A 19,003-nucleotide genomic window follows, 5' to 3' on the forward strand; every position below is an offset into this window, starting at 1 on the left:
GGATCCTTCCCCGTAAAGGATGCAAGGTAAGCATGACCGCCCCGCTCATACGCCAGCGTGCAATCGTAACGATTAAGAGGCGTTCCTTCACCCACGAATTCAATATGCCCCATGTAGTAGGTTTGATCTCCCCGCTTGGTCACCCACCGACGATCAATATCTTTCCGATCAAGAATCTCCTGCAACGAATTTTCCCGCCCAAAATAGAACTGTAAACGGCCATTATCACGACCCCAAGAACACATAAACTTTCTTAATCCACCATGACGATTCTGCAGATCTTTTTGTGGATCAAATCCTATTTTTCGCAAAGCCGGCACATTCACCTGATTACAGATTTCTAACCAGTCAGGCGTCTGCCTCACACCCCACTTGCCTAAAACAGCGTAATATTCGTCAAAGGCTTCCGGAGAATCAAAATGTTTAATCTTCGGATCCACACCTTTATCGTGATTAGCGTAAATCCGATCCGGATCCCGCTGACCCGCACTAGCCGACGCAGACGTAGCCGATTTCCCCGCAGACTTCCCAGACCCAGACAACACAGAATGGTTGTCACACCCCGATACCCCCACCAACAGACCACACGCCACTACCGCTGTTACCAGTCTTTTTCCCATAGAAACAGAACCCATCACGTACTGACCTTCCAACTGAAATACATCTCTAAAAAAATTTAGTGAGCACAGTAAACCACACCCTCTGCTTCCGTGGGAGAGCTACTTTTGCGGCGAGACCATATCAATGAGTTCATCGCAGGCTTGTTTGTGGCTCTTCGGATCCTTACCAGTAAAAGCAGCCAAATAAGCATGACCACCACGCTCATACGCCAGCGTGCAATCGTAACGATTAAGGGACGTACCTTCAGCAAAAAATTCAATATGACCCATGTAGTAGGTTTGGCTCCCCCGCTTAGTTACCCACCGACGATCAATATCTTTCCGATCAAGAATCTCTTTCAACGAATTTTCCCTACCGAAAAAGAACTGCAACCGATCGTGGTCACGAAGCCAAAAACAGATGGACTTTTTATTTCCACCATGACGATTCTGCAGATCTTTTTGCGGGTCGAATCCTACTTTCCGCAAAGCCGGCACATTCACCTGATTACAGATCTTTAACCAGTCAGGTGTCTGCTTCACACCCCATTTGCCTAAAACAGCGTAATATTCGTCAAAGGCTTCCGGAGAATCAAAATGTTTAATCTTCGGATCCACACCTTTATCGTGATTAGCGTAAATCCGATCCGGATCCCGCTGACCCGCACTAGCCGACGCAGACGTAGCCGATTTCCCCGCAGACTTCCCAGACCCAGACAACACAGAATGGTTGTCACACCCCGATACCCCCACCAACAGACCACACGCCACTACCGCTGTTACCAGTCTTTTTCCTGCAGATACAGGCTTCATCACACCACTAATCTTCTTCTCGATCTTCGTCACCAAAATAATGACCGCGCACAGTAAACCACACCCTCTGCTTCCGTGGGAGAGCTACTTTTGCGGGGACTGTATTGGTGGATTCACCACACTGGTGTTTTCCAGTAGAAATATGGGTGAGTACTGGCATTTCACTAAGGCACAATTGTGCATATACAAGTGGCATATAAATAGGGGAACCCCTAGCTAGAGCAGGGGTTCCCCTATTTATGTATTTAATGTTCAATGCACGTCAATAGCCGTAAGTGGAAGGTTGTACGGCCATGTACAGGCGGCCGTGTTTAGCTGGCGTCTTCGCTGGCGAGTTCAGCACCGGAGGCGGCGTCTGCCCAGACGGTTGTCATTTCCTTGTTGGTGTTCTTGTTGTTGTATTTCAGAGTCCACACAAGGGTGTCATCGCTGTTTTCTAGGGTGGCGGAGGCAATAACGCCGTCTTTGGGAGTGTTGTCGGAGATAATTTCGTCCAGGCCGGGGGTGTCCATGTCGGCGAGGAGTTTTGCTATTCCCTGCTGGTCTTTGGTGGGTTCTTGTGCGGCAACATTCTTGTTGAGGACGGTGCCGTCGTAGTCCACTTGTACGTCAACGACTTGTTTGGCGGCGGTAAGGAGGGTTACTACCCAGCCTTCTTTGCTGTTTGTGGTGGTGGCAAGGTTGAGGGCTTTACTGTTGGGGTATGCCTTGTATGCTGCGGAAATAGCTTTTTTGGCGGAGTTTAGGGTGGCTTTGGTAGAGGTGCTGGCGGATACGCTGGTGCCAGAGTTGTTAGCGGTGTCTTTGTCATTGTCGTCGTTACCGCAGCCGGCTGCGCCGAAGGCGAGGAGGGCGGCGAGGGGGAGAGCAGCGATTTTTGTTGTCTTGTTCAAGAAAACACTCCTTTAGGTTTCCAGGTTCGTGTTTGGAATCTGGCGGTGAGTATTCCCGCAGAATATCACCGAGGGTGACGCCTCTACCTTAGCAAAATTAGGTAATACTCACTTTACTAAGGTGATGGGAGGAAGAACGTATATTTTTACTACTTTTGTGAAAAAAGAAATTTTTATCACAAAGTAGCTGTGAACTGCGGTTTATAGCCTTAATTACCCCATTTGGTCACCCTGCCAACTACCCAGAAAGCAGATTATTTTCTAGGCTAGATATATGAAAACCCATTCTTAGAAAACTGTGATGGTCCACAAGCCTCACGCCTAAAAATGGGTACCACCACCAAATAGCCCCGCTATTTGCTAGGGGCTATCCACAACCTAGCTACAGTACGACTGTTGCGCTGCCCTCCCAGGGGGAAACACTTGCTGCGTACGAGAACGATCGGACCCCATCCGATAGACGCGCCTACAGCATCGCAACCGTACCGTTAATGCCGGTCTCCAGGAGTATGCATGCCTGAAAATCTGCAGATTGATAAGCCACTCATCGCACACGGAATTGGCGTCGTAGGCGAGGAGGGGCCAGTTTTTGGACCCCTCGACCTTGAACTCCCCGATAAGAAACTCGTCTTCCTTTCCGGGCGCGATGGCTCTGGCCGCACTGCCCTCGCTCTTGCTCTATCTGGACGTATGCGCCTCAGCACAGGAACTCTTGAGGTGTGTGGCCACAAGAAGCAGAAACATATCCGCGAATCCGTCGCCATCGCCGGGGTTGACGCCATCGACGAACTAGACCGTAACGTCAAAGTACGAGATATCCTCAACGAGCACCGCGCGTGGGGCCACCACTGGTATAGGTGGGTGGCGCGCGTAGACGAAAATTACCGCGACCGCATTCTTGGCCCCGTCTACGGGGAGCGTTCCTTCCCGGACCTAGACCTTTACGTTAGCCAAATCCCCAGTCTGGATCGTTTACTTATCCGTATTGCCCTCTCCCTGCACCCCGCCCATCGCAAGCAAGTCAAGATGCTGGTGTTGGACGATCTGGAGCAAGTACGGGAAATGACGGATCGTATTGTCCTCATTGATGTTCTCCACCGTCTCTCTCAAAACATGCTGGTTATCGTTAACTCGGTTAACCCACCACCAGAGGAAATCTACGACAATATGATGGTGATTCCGCTCTTCACTGAACGAAACCACTACGAGCCGCGCCGCACTGGGCTGCGCGATACTCGTCTCGGTAAACTCAGCCGGAAATGGGTCATTTCGGAACAGTCACAATTACCCACCTCCACCAATAGCCAAGGTGCTACCTACACTGACGCCAGTAAAGTAGCATCCTCCTCCAGCCTGTCATCCAGCGCTGAGGCTATTACAGCAGCCGATATTGCCGGCGCAGCTGCCGCCGTTCTGCGGACGGAGTCAGCGAAAGAATCGGGGGAAAAGGACCAGTAATGTTTGCAGCAGTGAATTTAGGAACAGAGCTACGGCGGTTCCGACGCTCCCGTTTGGGCAAACTCGCCATTATTGCGATCTGCCTTATCCCCCTCCTCTACTCCACCCTCTACCTGTGGAGTTTCTGGGATCCGTTCGGCAAACTGGGCAGAGTACCCGTCGCCTTTGTCAATAATGACCAGGGCACTGTACTCTCCGGGAAGCCGTTTAACGCGGGCGAACAAATTGAAAACAAGATTCGCCACAATGACCAACTATCCTGGATCCCCACAGACGAGCACGACGCCACCACTGGTGTCCACAAGGGCAAGTACTATTTTGCGGTTATCCTCCCCAAGGATTTCACCGAGGATGTTGTATCCCCCACCGGCGATAAGCCCCGCAAAGCAACTGTCTACACCCACTACAACGACTCTAACGGCTGGCTCGCTAGCCTTATCGGCCAAAACGCCATGCGCGTTTTCCTAGAGACAGTCAGCTCCGAAATTGGCCAGCAGGCAATTGATAAAGTACTTGTAGCCATACAAGATGCCGGTAAAGGCATTACAAAAGCCACAGTGGGCGCTAAACAGCTCGCCGATGGTGCCGTGCAGGTAAACGACGGCACCGTCAAACTGCAGGAGGCCTCCGCTAAACTCGATGACGGCGCTGGGCGCCTATCCGCCGGCTCCGACAAACTAGCAGCTGGCACGCAACAAATGCATGACCAACTCTATGCCTTCATCGGCAAGTTGACGGGTATGACGTCGCAGGTTCACGACTACCACCGGAAAGCCCAGAAGATCTCCGAAGTACAGGGCACCACGTCGCAGGAACTACGGAAAACCGTGGCCATTCTGCGGAGAAGCCACGACCCTGCCGTCTTGGCGGAAGCCGATAGAATCGACAAACTAGCAACCCGTCTAGATACTGAGGGTGCTGGCCCCCACTCAAAGCTTATGAAGCAGCTGAACGAGATTGACGCGGCCGCCACCGACCTTGACCATGGGAAGATGCCCGCCAAGCTCACGAAGCTCACGGACGGCGTTAACCAGCTTAATAATGGTGCCCATGAACTCTCCACGGGTCTCCACACCCTCCACAATGGCACTGGCCAGCTTGTCACTGGTGTTAACCAGCTACATGACGGATCCACCCGCCTGTCCAATGGTGCTAACGAACTGCACACGAAACTAGCGGAAGGCTCCAAAGCTATCCCCACCTGGACGGAAGACCACCGCAAATCCATTGCGAAAACCCTGGCGGAACCAGTACAGCTCTCCGACCAGCGTGACTCCCGCGAGCGCACATTCGGTGGTGGCCTGGCCCCCTTCTTCTTCTGCCTGGCCCTCTACATTGGCGGCATTATCGCATTCCTGCTGCTACGCCCAATACATGCACGGGCAGTAGCCAGCGGAATTAACCCGGTGCGGGCTGCCCTCAACGGCTTTACCCCCGCCGCCATCATCGCCCTCATTCAGGCACTAGTTATTGTGCTGGTGACGAATGCTTCTGTCCCGCTGGAGCCCTACACCATGGTTGGTCTGGTGTTCTTCACCATGCTGGTGGGCTTGGTGTTCATGGCAATGAACCAAATGTTGGTGGCACTCCTTGGGCCTGGGCCTGGACGTGTCGCAACAATGGCATTGTTGATGATTCAGATTCTGGCCTCGGGTGGCCTCTATCCTGTGGAAACAGAACCTTCCATGTGGGAATGGTTGCACCCGATCTTACCCATGAGTTACGCCGTCAACGGGTTCCGGCAAACCCTTTACGGCGACTTCGATGGACGCATGATAGAAGCAGTTGTCATGCTCTTCGTCTTCCTCGCCCTCAACATCTGTTTGACGGCATTGGGAGCACGCCGCGACAGGAACTGGAATATGGAGAAGCTGCACCCCTCCATCAACATCTAACTGCACAGGGTGCCAGCAAGGGTGCCAAGTTTAGGGGTGCCAGGTCTAGGGGCCTGGCACCCCTTCAAACTACTTGGGTGTGCTGCTTAAGCGCGCTGTTCGAGTGTGCTGTTTAAGCATGAGAATAAGACATGAAAAAGCCGGAGGCCATGATGGCCTCCGGCTTAGTTTTTTGTGGGCGAAGGGGGACTTGAACCCCCACGACCTTGCGGTCACTGGCACCTGAAGCCAGCGCGTCTGCCTATTCCGCCACTCGCCCGGAGTAACTTTTTGAGGTTAACACACGGCCTAACGGAATGAAAAATCTTCACGAATGATGGGATATACCCCCAACTCATCCAGATTCTGGCTGTAGTCACGCATCATCTCCGCCGGTCCACACAGCACTGCAGAAACGCCGTCCAGGTTGGCAGGATCCAACCCGGGGGTTTCCTCAATAATTTCGGCGGCGGTTTGGCGATCTACTTGGGTAGTATCCCGAATATGTACCTCTAGCCAGGAGAAACGGCTCTCCCAATAGTAGAGTTCCTCCGCATAGGCGGGCTCACCGTGGTGGAAGAACCACAGGTCAACTTTATGAATACCCAGTTGCTCCATAACTTCCTGTGACGCCACTTTACGGATTTTTGAGGAACGAACCCCAGAGCGGTGAATTTTCTCGTCGATCAGTGCATCAATAGCGCGTAGCCAGGAGATAAAGGGGGTAATGCCAATGCCGGCAGCAATCCACACCTGGCGTGGGGTGGCGCGGCGGAGGTCAAGGTCGCCGTAAGGCCCGCGTACATGCACCTTCATACCAACACCCACGGTTTCGCGGAGGACGCGGGTATCAATGCCGGATACTTTTACCGCTATCTGCAAAATGTCCCGTCCCGGGGCCGATATTTCCATAAAGGGGTGTGGGCCATTCACCACGCCCGGCGCGGAGAGACACACATATTGTCCGGGGAGGCCTTTACGAACGGGCTTGTCGTCGGTGGGTTCGAGGGTAATTTCGACGGTTTTGGAGGCGAGGGAGCGGACGCCGGTAATGACCATGCGGCGGCCTTTGAAAACGAAGCGTTGCAGGAAGGAGGAATATATCCAGGAAACGACGCCGAAGACGGTAAGGAGGCTGAAGATGGGGGCCATGACGGCGTCGTCGCATAGTGGTGTGCAGGCTGTGTAGGCGTAGGCGAAGAGGATGGTTACCCACACGCCAAGGAGGTCTTGGAAAACGCGCCAGACGTCGTAGGGGGGGTCAACGATCCAGGAGAGGGGGAAGGGGAGTTTGCGGAGGGTGGGCCAGGCGGTGGCGAGCTGTATGCAGAGGGTGATGAAGACGGTGATGCCGATGAAGACCAGGCTCACAATGGCCACAATGTTCATTGCTTGTGGGCCGTTGATGTCCTTGCCGGAAAGGCAGGGGCTGATGACGGCGACAATGAATCCGGCGAGGGCCATCCATTTTTGGATGGTGTGACGGTGTCGTACGCCGCCCCAGCGTTTGTCGATGCCGGCGGAGTCAATGTTCAGGTAGAAGCCGAGGGAGAAGAGGTAGAGGGCGGTGATGCCCAGGAATCCGCCTATGGAGGTGGCGGAGGAGTCCCAGCTGGTGCGGGCGAACCAGAGTACTCCCATAATGATCCATATGGCTGCCGCGCATACAGCGCCGATAAGGGTGGATCGTATTGGGGTAGACAGTACCCGAGACTCAGGTGTGGTCATTGTGGGGAACTCCTCATCATCCAGACTTCGTTCTCAATACTAGCGACATTCTTTGTTAGCCGGCCACGAGTATGGCACCTCTGAACTGCGTTCTACCGTGCATAATGGCTACAATGTAACCATTGGCGTAACCATTGGCGTAACTGTGAAGTAGCCGGCAGAGTAACCGGCAGAGTAGCTGTCAAGGTAGCTGTCACTGTAACCGTTACGAAGCAGTTTCTTATGCGCGTGTGTTGGTGTGTAAGAACGTGAAAACAGGAAAGGGCGGGACGAACACTCCATGGGCTTTATGCAGCGCTTCGAGCGTTCACTGGAAAACTCCACCTCGGATGCTTTCGCGCGTGTTTTCGGCGGTGCTCTTACCCCTCTTGAGGTGGAGCATGCTCTCCGTCGCGAGTCTGGCGATAAGTTGCAGGAACTCCCCGACGGGCAGTTACTCTCCCCCAATCATTTCATTGTTACTCTTTCCCCTGGTGACGCCCAGCGTTTCGCGAATGATGAGGCTACCTCCCCGCGTGTGGTCAGCCGTCACCTCGACTCCTACCTTTATGACCAGGACTGGGGTGTGGTTGGTGACGTCGTTGTGGAGTTCACGGAGTCTGATGATCTGCGCGATGGCCAGTACCGGCTGATGAGTGAATGCAACGATAAGGTGGATGCGCGCCAGTTACCACGTTTTATTAGTACGCGTTCTACTGGTCCAGCCAGCAATATCTCCCCTAACGCCACCGCATTTGGCAACAATGGCGGCAATAATCATGGTGATACTGACAACACTAACGGTGCTGGTAGCGATGGTATCCGTGGAGGCGGCAGCGGCGCACAGAATAATGCGGGGATCTCCCATACCGCCATGCTCGTTGATAAAGAATCAGGGAATACGCTGTGTGTTCTTAGCCCTGGTGCAACGCTGGTAGGCCGCGGGGATGACGTTGTTTTTCGTATCCCCGATACTGGTGTGTCGCGCCACCATGCGCGTATTGACTGGGATGGTGTAACCGCTACCATCACGGATCTCAACTCTACTAACGGCACGGCTGTGAATGGGATCCGTATTTCCCAGTGGCAACTGTCTAATAATGATGAGATCATTATGGGCCATACCCATTTCCTTATTAGGATTCAGTAATCCCCTTAACACTCGTTGCTGCTGCAGTGGTGTCGCCGTCTGGAAGTTACTGTTATCGAGGATCGCGCTTGAAGAGGCGTACTTCACGTGAATAGTCGCTCCTGCTAGTGGCCGTCGTTGTGGTGGAAACCGTAGAATGTAGGGAAGTATCGGTTTTGTCCCTGTGTAAATCCAGGAAGGAGTAAACATGCAGCCACTCGTCCTCCAAATTGGGCGCTTTGGATTTCTCCTTCTCCTGTGGTTTTTCATTTGGCTCATTCTGCACACTCTGAAAAATGACACATTAGCCGCCTCATTCGACTTGGCCACGTCCGCCCGGAAATCGAAGAAAAAGAAGAAACACTCGTTCAAGAACGCATTTAAGCATTCCGGAAAAGGCGGGAACTCAAAGGTAGCCAGGTATCTCATTGTGACGCAGGGGCCGCTCGCTGGCGCCCGCATTACTCTGGGGAATCAGCCTATTCTGCTGGGTCGCGCAGATGACTCCACTCTGGTCCTCAACGACGACTACGCCTCCGGCCACCACGCCCGCTTCGTCCCCAACGGAGACGACTGGTACCTGGAGGATTTGGGCTCCACGAACGGAACCTTCCTTGACCATGACCGCGTAACCACGTCCGTAAAAGTCCCACTTGGTACCCCTATCCGGGTGGGCAAGACTGTAATCGAGCTACGCCCGTGACGCTAATTCTCAACTATGCCGCCCGCTCCGACATGGGGCTTGTGCGAGGAAACAATGAAGACTCGGTGTATGCCGGGCCTCGCCTTTTGGCGCTCGCAGACGGTATGGGTGGGCATGCTGCGGGGGAAGTAGCGTCACAGCTTGTTATCTCCGCAATCTCCCCGCTGGATAATGACCAGCCGGGGGACGACATTCTGGAGGATATGCGCCGCCATATTGAAAGCGGCAATGACCTTATCCGGGAAGCTATTTGCGATAATCCCGATCTTGACGGCATGGGTACCACCTTGGTGGCTATGCTCTTCGACGGCGCCAAAATGGGAATGGCGTCCGTGGGGGACTCGCGCGCCTACCTGCTGCGCGATGGTGAACTGCACCAGATTACCCGCGACGATTCTTTTGTCCAGGATCTTGTTGACGAGGGGCGCATCACCCCCGAGGAAGCCTCCGTCCACCCCAAGCGAAGCCTTATTACGAATGCTCTGATGGGTGACGAATGCCGGCCACACCTCACTATCCGGGAAGTGGCAGTAGGAGATCGCTACCTTATTTGTTCTGACGGTCTTTCCGACCCCGTCAGCTTCGACACTATTGCCTCCACCCTGGCACAGGGCACTCCGCAGGAATGCGCAGACCATCTTATTGATTTGGCGCTCCGCTCCGGCGGCCCCGATAACGTCACCCTTATTGTGGCGGACATTACCGACGAAGATTACGGCCCCACCAACCCCGTCCTGGGGGGAGCCGCCGCGCAGGGGATAGAAATCCCCGCTGACGGTATCCGCACTGACTCTGCCGCCGTTCGCGCTGCCGCTGTCCGTGATGCTGCCGCACAGAATGCAGGTGCGTCAGGCGCGTCAGGCGCGCAGGCAGACTCACACAATGCGCAGAGCACAGCTGCATACGGTGCCTCGGGCACTGTTTCTCATGGCGCTGCTACTAGTGGTGCTGCGGGTACTAGTGGTGCTGCCGGTGCTGTTCCTCATACCGATGGGGATACGACACACCGCGCTAAACCCGTCCGCATTGACGGGGACAGTATGAGCACAGACAGCATTGGCAAAAACGGTATTGGCGGAAACAGTGACGCCAACGCGGTAGAAAGCGACAATGCCAAAGGCGCATCCAAGAAGAGCAAGAAGAATAAGCGCAAGGGGAAAAAAAGTAAGAAGGGGAAGAAACTCGCCATCATTATTGTCAGTATGGTCGTTGTCTGCCTTGCCATTGTGGCTGGGGTAGTGGGCTACGCCTACAACAACACCTACTATGTGGGCGTCAATGACAAGAATGAACTCTTCATCTACAAGGGCTTCAAGGATTCCTGGTTCACACCACTCAATGGCCGCCCCGACTCCGTTGTCTGCGAGTCCGCCATCTACGACACAGACGCCGTACCAGCTGACTGCCAGCACCTTACCCTAGACTCCTTCACCCAGGCACTCCGCACCGAGCTTGTCTCCGACAAGATCTTCCACTCGCAGGAGGACGCCCGGAACTACCTTACGCGCGCTATTGCCTCTGGGCTTCTCCCCGTCTGCCCACCCAAATCCCCCATCATTTATGACGCCACCGGACAACCTGTGCCACCACAAGACCATCCGGTGCCCTGCCGAAAGGCGAAATAAATGACACACTCACCTAACCAGCCTCATTCCAAGAGCGCATCCGATAACGAGAAGCAGCGCACACGTACCGCACACGGCTGGAAGCACAAGTGGACAACGGAGAAGCGCGACACGAAGAAGCGCACCAGTAAGCACAACAGCAAGCTCAGCGAGGCCAGCGCGTCCGTCACCGCGGATTCTCCAGCAGTTATCAACGCGCCCGGATCCGGACTGCAGAATGCGACCCCCGTCAGCCCAGAAGAAGCCGTCACCATTCTGAAAAAGACGGGCCGGAAACGCCGCAATATGGAACTTATCCTTATGCTGGTGTCCGCCGCGCTGGTCATTCTGGCCATGTGCATGGTTCAGTACACGGTAGACAATCACCTCTCCTGGGGCATTCTCACCAACGGACTCTCATTCGTCGCTATCTGCGTTATTCTCAACGTGGCCATGCGCTACCTGGCACCCCAGGCAGACCCCTTCCTGCTACCGCTTGTTACCATGCTGAACGGTATTGGGCTTGTCCTTATTAACCGCCTGGATCTATCCACCTCCGCGAAATCCGGTGGCGTATCTGAAGGAACACGCCAGATTATCTGGACATTTGTTGCGGTCATTATTTTCGTTCTCACCCTCTGGGGAATACGCGACCACCGTGTCCTCAGCCGCTACAGTTACACGCTGGGGCTGGTCGGCCTTATCCTGCTCGCCATTCCCGCCGTGTTGCCCTCCAGCATGTCCGAGGTCAACGGCTCAAAGATCTGGATCCGCACCCCCATCATCTCCATCCAGCCGGGCGAATTCTCCAAGATTGTCCTCATTATCTCTATTGCCGCCATTCTGGTATCCAAGCGGGAACTCTTCGCCACCACCGGCCGGCAAATCCTGGGTATTGAACTGCCCCGCGCCCGCGACCTTGCCCCCATTCTGGTGGTGTGGGTGGTCGCCGTCCTTATCCTGGTCGTGGAAAAAGACCTGGGCACCTCGCTGCTGATCTTCGCCACCGTCCTCACCATGATCTACATCGCCACCAACCGCGTCAGTTGGCTCCTTATTGGCGTTGTTGGATTCGCGGCGGCAGCCCTCATTGCCTACTTCTCGTTCAGCCACGTGCAGGTACGTTTCGCCACCTGGCTGGACCCCATTAAATACTTCGACACTAACGGCTACCAGCTCTCCCAGGCACTCTTCGGCCTGGCCACCGGCGGAATTGCCGGCTCCGGCCTGGGCAATGGCCGCCCTGACCTAGTGCCCTACGCCTCCACCGACTTCATCATTTCCATAGTGGGTGAGGAACTCGGCTTCATTGGCCTGGCAGCAGTACTAGTGTGCTACGCGCTTATTGTGCAACGCTGCTTCCGCACCAGCCTGCTTGTGCGGGACTCCTTCGGGAAACTGATGGTCTCCGGCCTTGCTTTCACCATGGCCTTCCAGGTGTTTGTGGTTGCTGGTGGCGTTACCCGCGTTATCCCCCTCACCGGCCTCACCACCCCATTCCTCTCCTATGGTGGCTCCTCGCTGCTGGCAAACTATCTGCTGGTAGCGCTGGTGTTGCGTGTGTCAGACTCGGCTACCCGGCCACTGTCCCTGCCCACCGGCACAAAACTCCCACCCCATGGGATAAAAAGGCCAAGCCGCGCCAACCGCGTAAAAGTGACGCCACAGCAAGCACACGAAAACGACTCACACCACGACTCACAACAAGGGGGAAACCGTGAATAAAACCATTCGGCGCGTTGTCACGTTCACTGGCATTCTCCTTGTCGTCCTCCTCCTCAACCTCACCTGGGTGCAGGCTATCCATGGCCCCGACCTCCGAGACCACCCCCGTAACTTCGCCCGCACACAACTCAACCAATTCGGACACCAGCGTGGACAAATTACCGCCGGTGGAGTTGTCCTAGCCTCCAGCCGCCTAGACCCAAAAACCAACAAGTACCACCGCGTCTACAACAAGAATGCGGAAATGTGGGCGCCCGTCACCGGATACTTCAGCCTCTATTCCCGCTCCGGCATGGAATACTTCCAAGACTCCATTCTCTCCGGTAAAGACGACAAACTTTTCAATAACCGCATTGTGGACCTCTTCACCGGCCGCGATCCCCAGGGCGGTAACGTTGCCCTCACCATTAAACCCGCCATGCAGCAGGCCGCCTGGGACGCCCTCCAAACCGGTGTGGGAGCCGGCCCCGTCATTGGTGGCGTTGTCGCTATCCGCCCCTCCACCGGCGCTATTCTCGCCCTCGCCTCCAGCCCCAGCTACGACCCCACCCCCCTGTCCAGCTTCGACAGCACCGCCGTCAACAACTACGACGAGCAACTCCGCGGCATGCAGCCCTCCCCCCTCACCAACCGCGCCACCGCCGAACCACTTCCCCCCGGCTCCACCTTCAAAGTGGTCACCACGGCGGCACTGCTCCGCAAAGGCGTTAACGCCAGCACACCCGTCAACAACGCACCCCGCACCACCCTGCCGGACACCGTCACCACCCTCGAAAACTATGGTGGTGAATACTGCGGCGGCAGCACGTTCGCCATGGCCTTCGCCTACTCCTGCAATGTTCCCTTCGCGGAACTATCCCGCCGACTGAGCATTAAGGAATTCCAGCAGGCAGCCAAAGCCTTCGGCATTGGTGACGACTACGACCTGGGCGTCTCCGAAATGTCGAGCACCATTGGCGACATTTCCGACTCCGCCGCCCTTGCCCAGTCCGCCATCGGGCAGCGCAACGTGGCCCTCACCCCACTCCAGAACGCCATCATTGCCGCCACCATCGCCAATAAGGGTGTTCGCATGAAGCCCTACCTGGTACAGGCACAAACCTCCCAGGACCTCTCCACCCTCTACGAGGCCAAGCCGAAAGAACTGAACCGCGCACTGTCCATCAACGAAGCTAAACAACTTACTGATCTTATGATTACTGCCGAACAGTACGCAGGTGGCGGCAATAAACTCTCCGTTACCGTCGCCTCCAAGACTGGTACCGCCGAGCACGGCTCCAACTCTAAAAACTCCATCCCCTACACCTGGTACATTGCCTTTATCCCCGGCCGTGACGTTGCCGTAGCCGTCATGGTAGAAGGCGGACCTGGCGTAGGTTTAGGATCTGTGGGCGCCACCGTCGCCGGCCCTATTGGCCGCGCCGTCTTGAAAGCCTCCATTGGGGAATCCACCCCGCAGGTTTCCACCCCCACCTACCAGACATACCCCACCTACCAAACAACACCCACCTACCAATCCCCCACCTATTCCGCACCCGCGGTTACCCCGGAGAACACTCCAGAGAACACGGGTGGTACCAGCACTCAGAGCCCTAACGATGAGAGAGGTGACGGCGAGTGATCATCAGACCTAAAACTATTATCTCCGGCCGCTATAGAATTGAATCCCTCATCGCAACCGGCGGTATGGGCCAAGTATGGATGGCCAACGACACCGTTCTTGACCGGCGCGTCGCCATCAAGATCCTAAAGGCTGAATTCTCCGCGGACAGTAACTTCCTCACCCGTTTCCGGGAGGAGGCCCGCACCACAGCCCGCCTGAACCACCCCAACATTGTCTCCGTCTACGACTATGGGGAATTCCGCGACGTAGACGGTGGATACCCCATTGCCTACCTGGTGATGGAACTAATCCATGCGGAGTCCCTCAGCCATGCTTTGGGGCACCTGGGTACTCTTACCGTTGCCCAAACCCTCGATATGCTGTCGCAGACGGCGCAGGGGCTTGGCGCCGCCCACGAAGAGGGCATTATTCACCGCGATGTGAAGCCCGGCAATATTCTTATCACGCCCCGTGGACGGGTAAAGATTAGCGATTTCGGAATTGCGAAAGCCGTTGACTCCGTTCCCATTACCCGCACCGGCACGGTTATGGGAACCGCCCAATACATTAGCCCCGAGCAGGCTGTCGGCAAGGAAGCCACCAGCGCTTCCGACATTTACAGCCTGGGCATTGTGGGCTACGAGGCACTATGCGGACACCGTCCTTTCGGGGGTGAAGGATCCGTTTCTGCCGCAATGGCGCATGTTACTGCTAAACCGGATCCGCTGCCGTCCACTATTCCTGCGAATGTGCGTAACCTTATTGGTTTTGCCCTGTGTAAGGATCCTTCTACCCGCTACCGGAATGGTACGGAGTTTGCCCGCGCTATTTCCCAAGTACAGGCTGGTAATCCGGCTCCTTTACCGGAGTCGGCTGCGTCCGCTGCGGAAACTGCCGTGATGGGTGGTCCGTTCGGCGGCATGGGTGGCGCTGGCGGCAGGGGTAGTGTTCCTCCGGCAAATGCTACCCAGATTTTGACGTCCGCCGTGGGGACATCAGGAGCAGTACCTGGTGAGAATAACTACCAGGCTGTATCCAATACCCCCATGCCGCCGCAGCAACCGCGGCCCGTCTACACTGAGCCTGTCGCAGAGCCGGCAGAGCCAGCAAAGTCGCATTCTTCTGACGAGTCGGAGGAGTCCTCCCACAAGGACACGGCACCGCGGGGTCTAACTGCGGCCCAGGTAGTACTTATTGTGTTGGGTGTCCTGCTGGTTATTGCCCTTATTACGTATGCGGCGTACACGCTGACGGGGAAGTCAGATCTGCCGACCCAGTCGTCGGAGCGCCCCACCGTCACCCTCACACATACTCTTACGGATTCTTCTGATACGTCCAGTGAAACCTCCGAGTCGAAGAAGTCGGAGGAGAGTCCCACGGTGGACAGTACTGAGGACGATGAGGGGGACTCTGGTAACTCCACGGATGAATCGTCGCGGAATACGACGCGGACGAAGACGCGGGAGCCCGATAATGGAGGTAAATCGGATAGTAATGTAGCCCCGTTAACACGCACGAATGATTCTGGAGATCTGGAAATACGGTCTCCACGTGGACGACAGTTAGAACGCTAGAACGCTAGGACAGACACGTGATGAGTGGACGACTCAATGGACGCTATGAGCTGGGTGAAGTACTCGGCTATGGCGGCATGAGCGAAGTACGTGCTGCTCGTGACACATTGTTGAATCGTGATGTTGCGATCAAGATCTTGCGGAAAGACTTAGCACGTAATCACAACTTCCTGGAGCGCTTCCGCCGTGAAGCCCGCAACAGCGCCCGCCTCAACCACCCCAACATTGTGGCTATCTACGACACCGGCGAATCCGCCACCGATGACGGCATTCTGGCCTACATTGTGATGGAGCGCCTGAATGGGCGTACCCTCCGCAACCTGGTGGGAACCGAGGGGCCCCTGCCTATTAAGAATGCTTTGAAGATTAGTGCGCAGGTGGCTAATGCGTTGGACTACAGCCACCAGATGGGTATTGTGCACCGGGATATTAAACCGGCGAACATTATGATTACCCTTACCGGTGTCCCGAAGGTCATGGACTTCGGTATTTCCCGTGCTGCAGACGATATGAAGTCCCTCACCCAGGCGTCTACGGTTTTTGGTACTGCCCAGTACATCAGCCCCGAGCACGCCATGGGGAAAACTATTGACTACCGTGCCGATATTTATTCTTTGGGCTGCGTCCTCTACGAGTGCCTTACTGGGCAGCCACCTTTCCAGGCGGAGACGGCGGTGGCGGTTGCCTGCAAGCATGTGCAGGATACCCCCAAGCCACCCAGTATCGTGCGGCCGGAGATTAGCCCCGCCCTGGATGCGGTAGTGCTGAAGGCTTTGGAGAAGCAGCCGGAGAATCGTTTTGATAATGCCGGCGATTTCCAGGAGGCTTTAGAGGATATTCTGGGTGAGCATGTTGCGCCCCGTGTGCACTTGCCGGATTACCAAAAAATGGGGGCGACGCTGGCGGCGGATACTAACCCCACGGAGTCTTTTACTGCCTCTACCTCCATTCTTCCTATCCAGCCGCTAAAAAAGCACGGCGCCGCTGATGGTGCTGACGGCACTGCTGACGGCACTGCTGACGGCACTGCTGGCGGTGCTGCTAATGCCGCGGGTGCTACCAGCGCGAGCAGTGCTACGCGTATTCCGGCGAGTGTTGCCGGTGGCTATGCTGCTGGGGGTATTGATAACGCCGAGGACGCCGAGGATACTGAGGAGCGGGGACGTGGTGCTGCCATCAAGGACTGGTGGGAGAGTCTGGGGGAGAAGAAGCGCCGCACAGTATTGATCTCTCTTGCGTCGGTTATTGTTGTTATTCTTGCCGGCACTGGTATCTACTATGGTGTCCACGATAATAATTCCGACACTGTGGTGACGGCCGGTGCGAAGCTGCAGAATTATCATGACCAGGATGCTCACTCCGTTTATGATTCCCTCACTAGTGATGGCTATACCGTCACGGTGGTGGTCAGTGATGTGCCCACGCAAATGCATGGCACTATTGTTCGCACGAAGCCGGAGGCGGGAACGGAGCTGAAGAAGGATGAGCGCATCACCCTTTATGTGGCTACCGGCAATTCCCCCATTGAAGTACCGGATGTTTCCGGAATGAGTGTCAGCAAGGCGCGTACTATGCTGCGTCTTACCGGTATTCGGGTGGATGCGGACACTGTGCAGAAGCCTTCGCCGCACGATAAGAAGGGCAAGGTTATTGGCACGAGTGTGCCGGCTGGTGACACTATTACACCTGGGAGAAATATTCAGCTTTATGTGGGTAGTGGCCGCGTGCCGGTGCAACTGCCTGCGGTTGTGGGCGAGGATGTCACGACAGCTAAGAATAAGCTCACCGCTTTAGGGTTGAAGGTGCAGGTCCAGACGATGAAATCCGCTAAGCCGCGCGGCACGGTAATATCTGTGCAGAATGCGGGGGAGGATCTTTCCGAGGGCGATGCGGTAACCCTTGTGGTGTCTGATGGTTCCCTCATCACGATGCCGAATCTGGTGGGTGACACTAGCGCGTCCGCCGTGGAGAAACTGCGTGCAGCGGGGTGGAGTGGCCAACTTAACCGCTCTCACACAAACACGCTGGATATTAGGCGTATTGGTCGGGTAGCGAAGCAGTACCCGGTTGCGGGGGCTGAAGTGGATAAGGATTCCGCTGTCAGCATTACCGTCTACGAATTGAATCTGCCGTAAGGAGGACACCCAAAAATGGAAGGAATGCTGTCCAACCGCTACGAGCTGGGGGACATTCTTGGATATGGCGGGATGAGTGAAGTGCGCATGGCCGTGGATACGGTTCTGCAGCGCGAGGTCGCTATTAAAATCCTGCGCCCAGACCTAGCCCGGGACCCGTCCTTCCTGGAGCGTTTCCGCATGGAGGCACAAAACAGTGCCAAGCTGAACCACCCCAACATTGTGGCCATCTATGATACGGCTGAGGCAAAAACAGATGAGGGTGTGCGCCCCTACATTGTGATGGAGCTTATCCGCGGCCAAACCTTGCGGGACATGGTGCATGAGGACGGTGCCCTATATCCGCAGCGTGCTATGCATATTGTGGCTGACCTGTGCAATGCGCTGGAGTATAGCCACCAGATGGGTGTTATTCACCGTGATGTGAAACCCGGCAACATTATGATTACCAACACCGGCAAGGTGAAGGTAATGGATTTTGGTATTGCCCGGGTGATGGATGCCCCCAGCACCATGACAACAACCTCCCAGGTTATTGGCACTGCCTCCTATCTTTCCCCGGAGCAGGCACGCGGCCAGAATGTGGACGTGCGCTCCGATATTTACGCCGCTGGCTGTGTCCTCTACGAGGCGATCACGGGGCAGCCTCCCTTCGAGGGTGATTCTGCGCTTTCCGTGGCCTACCAGCATGTGCAGGAAGACCCTATTCCGCCGAGCCACCTGAATGAGCTTGTCTCTATTGGCCTCGATGCGGTGGTGCTGAAGGCACTGGCGAAAGACCCTGCGGATCGCTACCAGTCTGCCGCCGATATGGAGGCGGACCTGGTGACGGTGCTGCATGGGCAGCGCCCCATGGCTATGAAGAGTGACGCTACTCTTGTGCAGCCAGTACTCACCGATGACGATATTGCCCGCATGGATGCGGAGCGTAAAGGCAAGAAAGCTAGCGCAGACGCAACGGATAAGAATTCCGATACTGCCGCCGACAATTCTGGTGCCAGCGACAATACCGATGACGATGCCGCTAACGGTACTGCTGATGCCGCTGGTGCTGCCGCCGCGAGTATTGGTGAGATGATGGCGGCGGCAGCGGCAGCTGGGCAGGCTAATTCCCGGCAGGCCAGTGAGGACGCGAAGAGCCTTACCGCCGACCAGCGCGCCCCCATTAACGAAAAAGGTGTCCGCT

13 protein-coding genes, 1 tRNA gene and 1 pseudogene are annotated in these 19,003 nt (G+C 55.7%); 10 read left to right on the plus strand and 5 right to left on the minus strand.

Going from position 1 to position 19,003, the window contains the following annotated elements:
• From QZV76_RS06130 to QZV76_RS06140, 3 genes are all read right to left on the minus strand, one after another.
• A partial coding sequence (locus QZV76_RS06130; RefSeq protein ID WP_290599063.1) for a hypothetical protein occupies positions 1 to 635 on the minus strand: 635 nt, incomplete at its 3' end.
• A gap of 84 nt (positions 636 to 719) precedes the next feature.
• Positions 720 to 1,445, minus strand: coding sequence for a hypothetical protein (locus tag QZV76_RS06135; protein ID WP_290599065.1), 726 nt, complete (start codon positions 1,443 to 1,445; stop codon positions 720 to 722).
• 278 nt (positions 1,446 to 1,723) lie between these two features.
• Positions 1,724 to 2,305: a hypothetical protein gene (locus QZV76_RS06140; protein ID WP_290599067.1), complete on the minus strand. Its 582-nt coding sequence runs from the start codon at positions 2,303 to 2,305 to the stop codon at positions 1,724 to 1,726.
• Between the two features lie 513 nt (positions 2,306 to 2,818).
• On the opposite strand from QZV76_RS06140, the gene QZV76_RS06145 reads away from it, so the two are divergent.
• Together QZV76_RS06145 and QZV76_RS06150 are read left to right on the plus strand one after the other, a co-directional pair.
• Positions 2,819 to 3,763 carry an ABC transporter ATP-binding protein gene (locus QZV76_RS06145; protein ID WP_290599069.1) on the plus strand — a complete coding sequence of 315 codons (945 nt, stop codon included), beginning with the start codon at positions 2,819 to 2,821 and terminating at the stop codon, positions 3,761 to 3,763.
• A complete protein-coding gene (locus QZV76_RS06150; RefSeq protein WP_290599071.1) occupies positions 3,763 to 5,658 on the plus strand; it encodes a YhgE/Pip domain-containing protein in 1,896 nt (631 codons plus the stop codon). The genes QZV76_RS06145 and QZV76_RS06150 overlap by 1 nt, the downstream gene beginning before the upstream one ends.
• Positions 5,659 to 5,833: 175 nt before the next feature.
• Here QZV76_RS06150 and QZV76_RS06155 read toward each other — a convergent pair.
• Both QZV76_RS06155 and QZV76_RS06160 read right to left on the minus strand, forming a co-directional pair.
• Positions 5,834 to 5,917 (minus strand) — tRNA-Leu (locus QZV76_RS06155).
• Positions 5,918 to 5,946: 29 nt separating this feature from the next.
• Positions 5,947 to 7,365, minus strand: coding sequence for a hypothetical protein (locus tag QZV76_RS06160; protein ID WP_290599072.1), 1,419 nt, complete (start codon positions 7,363 to 7,365; stop codon positions 5,947 to 5,949).
• Between the two features lie 289 nt (positions 7,366 to 7,654).
• Between QZV76_RS06160 and QZV76_RS06165 the strand changes: the two genes are divergently transcribed.
• The 8 genes and pseudogenes from QZV76_RS06165 to pknB (QZV76_RS06200) form a co-directional block, all read left to right on the plus strand.
• Entirely contained in the window at positions 7,655 to 8,494 is an 840-nt protein-coding gene (locus QZV76_RS06165) for an FhaA domain-containing protein (RefSeq protein WP_290599073.1), read from the plus strand.
• Between the two features lie 187 nt (positions 8,495 to 8,681).
• Positions 8,682 to 9,176, plus strand: a complete 495-nt coding sequence (locus QZV76_RS06170) for an FHA domain-containing protein (protein ID WP_290599074.1) — start codon at positions 8,682 to 8,684, stop codon at positions 9,174 to 9,176.
• The gene (locus QZV76_RS06175) at positions 9,173 to 10,801 is read left to right on the plus strand and encodes a PP2C family serine/threonine-protein phosphatase (RefSeq protein WP_290599075.1); all 1,629 of its coding nucleotides are present in this window, start codon (positions 9,173 to 9,175) and stop codon (positions 10,799 to 10,801) included. The genes QZV76_RS06170 and QZV76_RS06175 overlap by 4 nt, the downstream gene beginning before the upstream one ends.
• Positions 10,802 to 12,505, plus strand: coding sequence for an FtsW/RodA/SpoVE family cell cycle protein (locus QZV76_RS06180; RefSeq protein WP_290599077.1), 1,704 nt, complete (start codon positions 10,802 to 10,804; stop codon positions 12,503 to 12,505).
• On the plus strand, positions 12,498 to 14,126 hold the full coding sequence (locus QZV76_RS06185; RefSeq protein ID WP_290599079.1) for a penicillin-binding transpeptidase domain-containing protein: 1,629 nt from the start codon (positions 12,498 to 12,500) through the stop codon (positions 14,124 to 14,126). Before QZV76_RS06180 ends, QZV76_RS06185 begins: the two co-directional genes overlap by 8 nt.
• On the plus strand, positions 14,123 to 15,682 hold the full coding sequence (locus QZV76_RS06190) for a serine/threonine-protein kinase (RefSeq protein ID WP_290599080.1): 1,560 nt from the start codon (positions 14,123 to 14,125) through the stop codon (positions 15,680 to 15,682). The genes QZV76_RS06185 and QZV76_RS06190 overlap by 4 nt, the downstream gene beginning before the upstream one ends.
• Before the next feature lie 20 nt (positions 15,683 to 15,702).
• Positions 15,703 to 17,817: a Stk1 family PASTA domain-containing Ser/Thr kinase gene (gene pknB, locus QZV76_RS06195; RefSeq protein ID WP_290599081.1), complete on the plus strand. Its 2,115-nt coding sequence runs from the start codon at positions 15,703 to 15,705 to the stop codon at positions 17,815 to 17,817.
• A gap of 15 nt (positions 17,818 to 17,832) precedes the next feature.
• A pseudogene (pknB, locus tag QZV76_RS06200) lies at positions 17,833 to 18,888 on the plus strand (Stk1 family PASTA domain-containing Ser/Thr kinase); the annotation flags it as partial.
• Positions 18,889 to 19,003 lie beyond the last annotated feature (115 nt).

Origin of the sequence: Lawsonella sp. (assembly GCF_011525565.1) — a bacterium.
Taxonomy (GTDB): domain Bacteria; phylum Actinomycetota; class Actinomycetes; order Mycobacteriales; family Mycobacteriaceae; genus Lawsonella; species Lawsonella clevelandensis_A.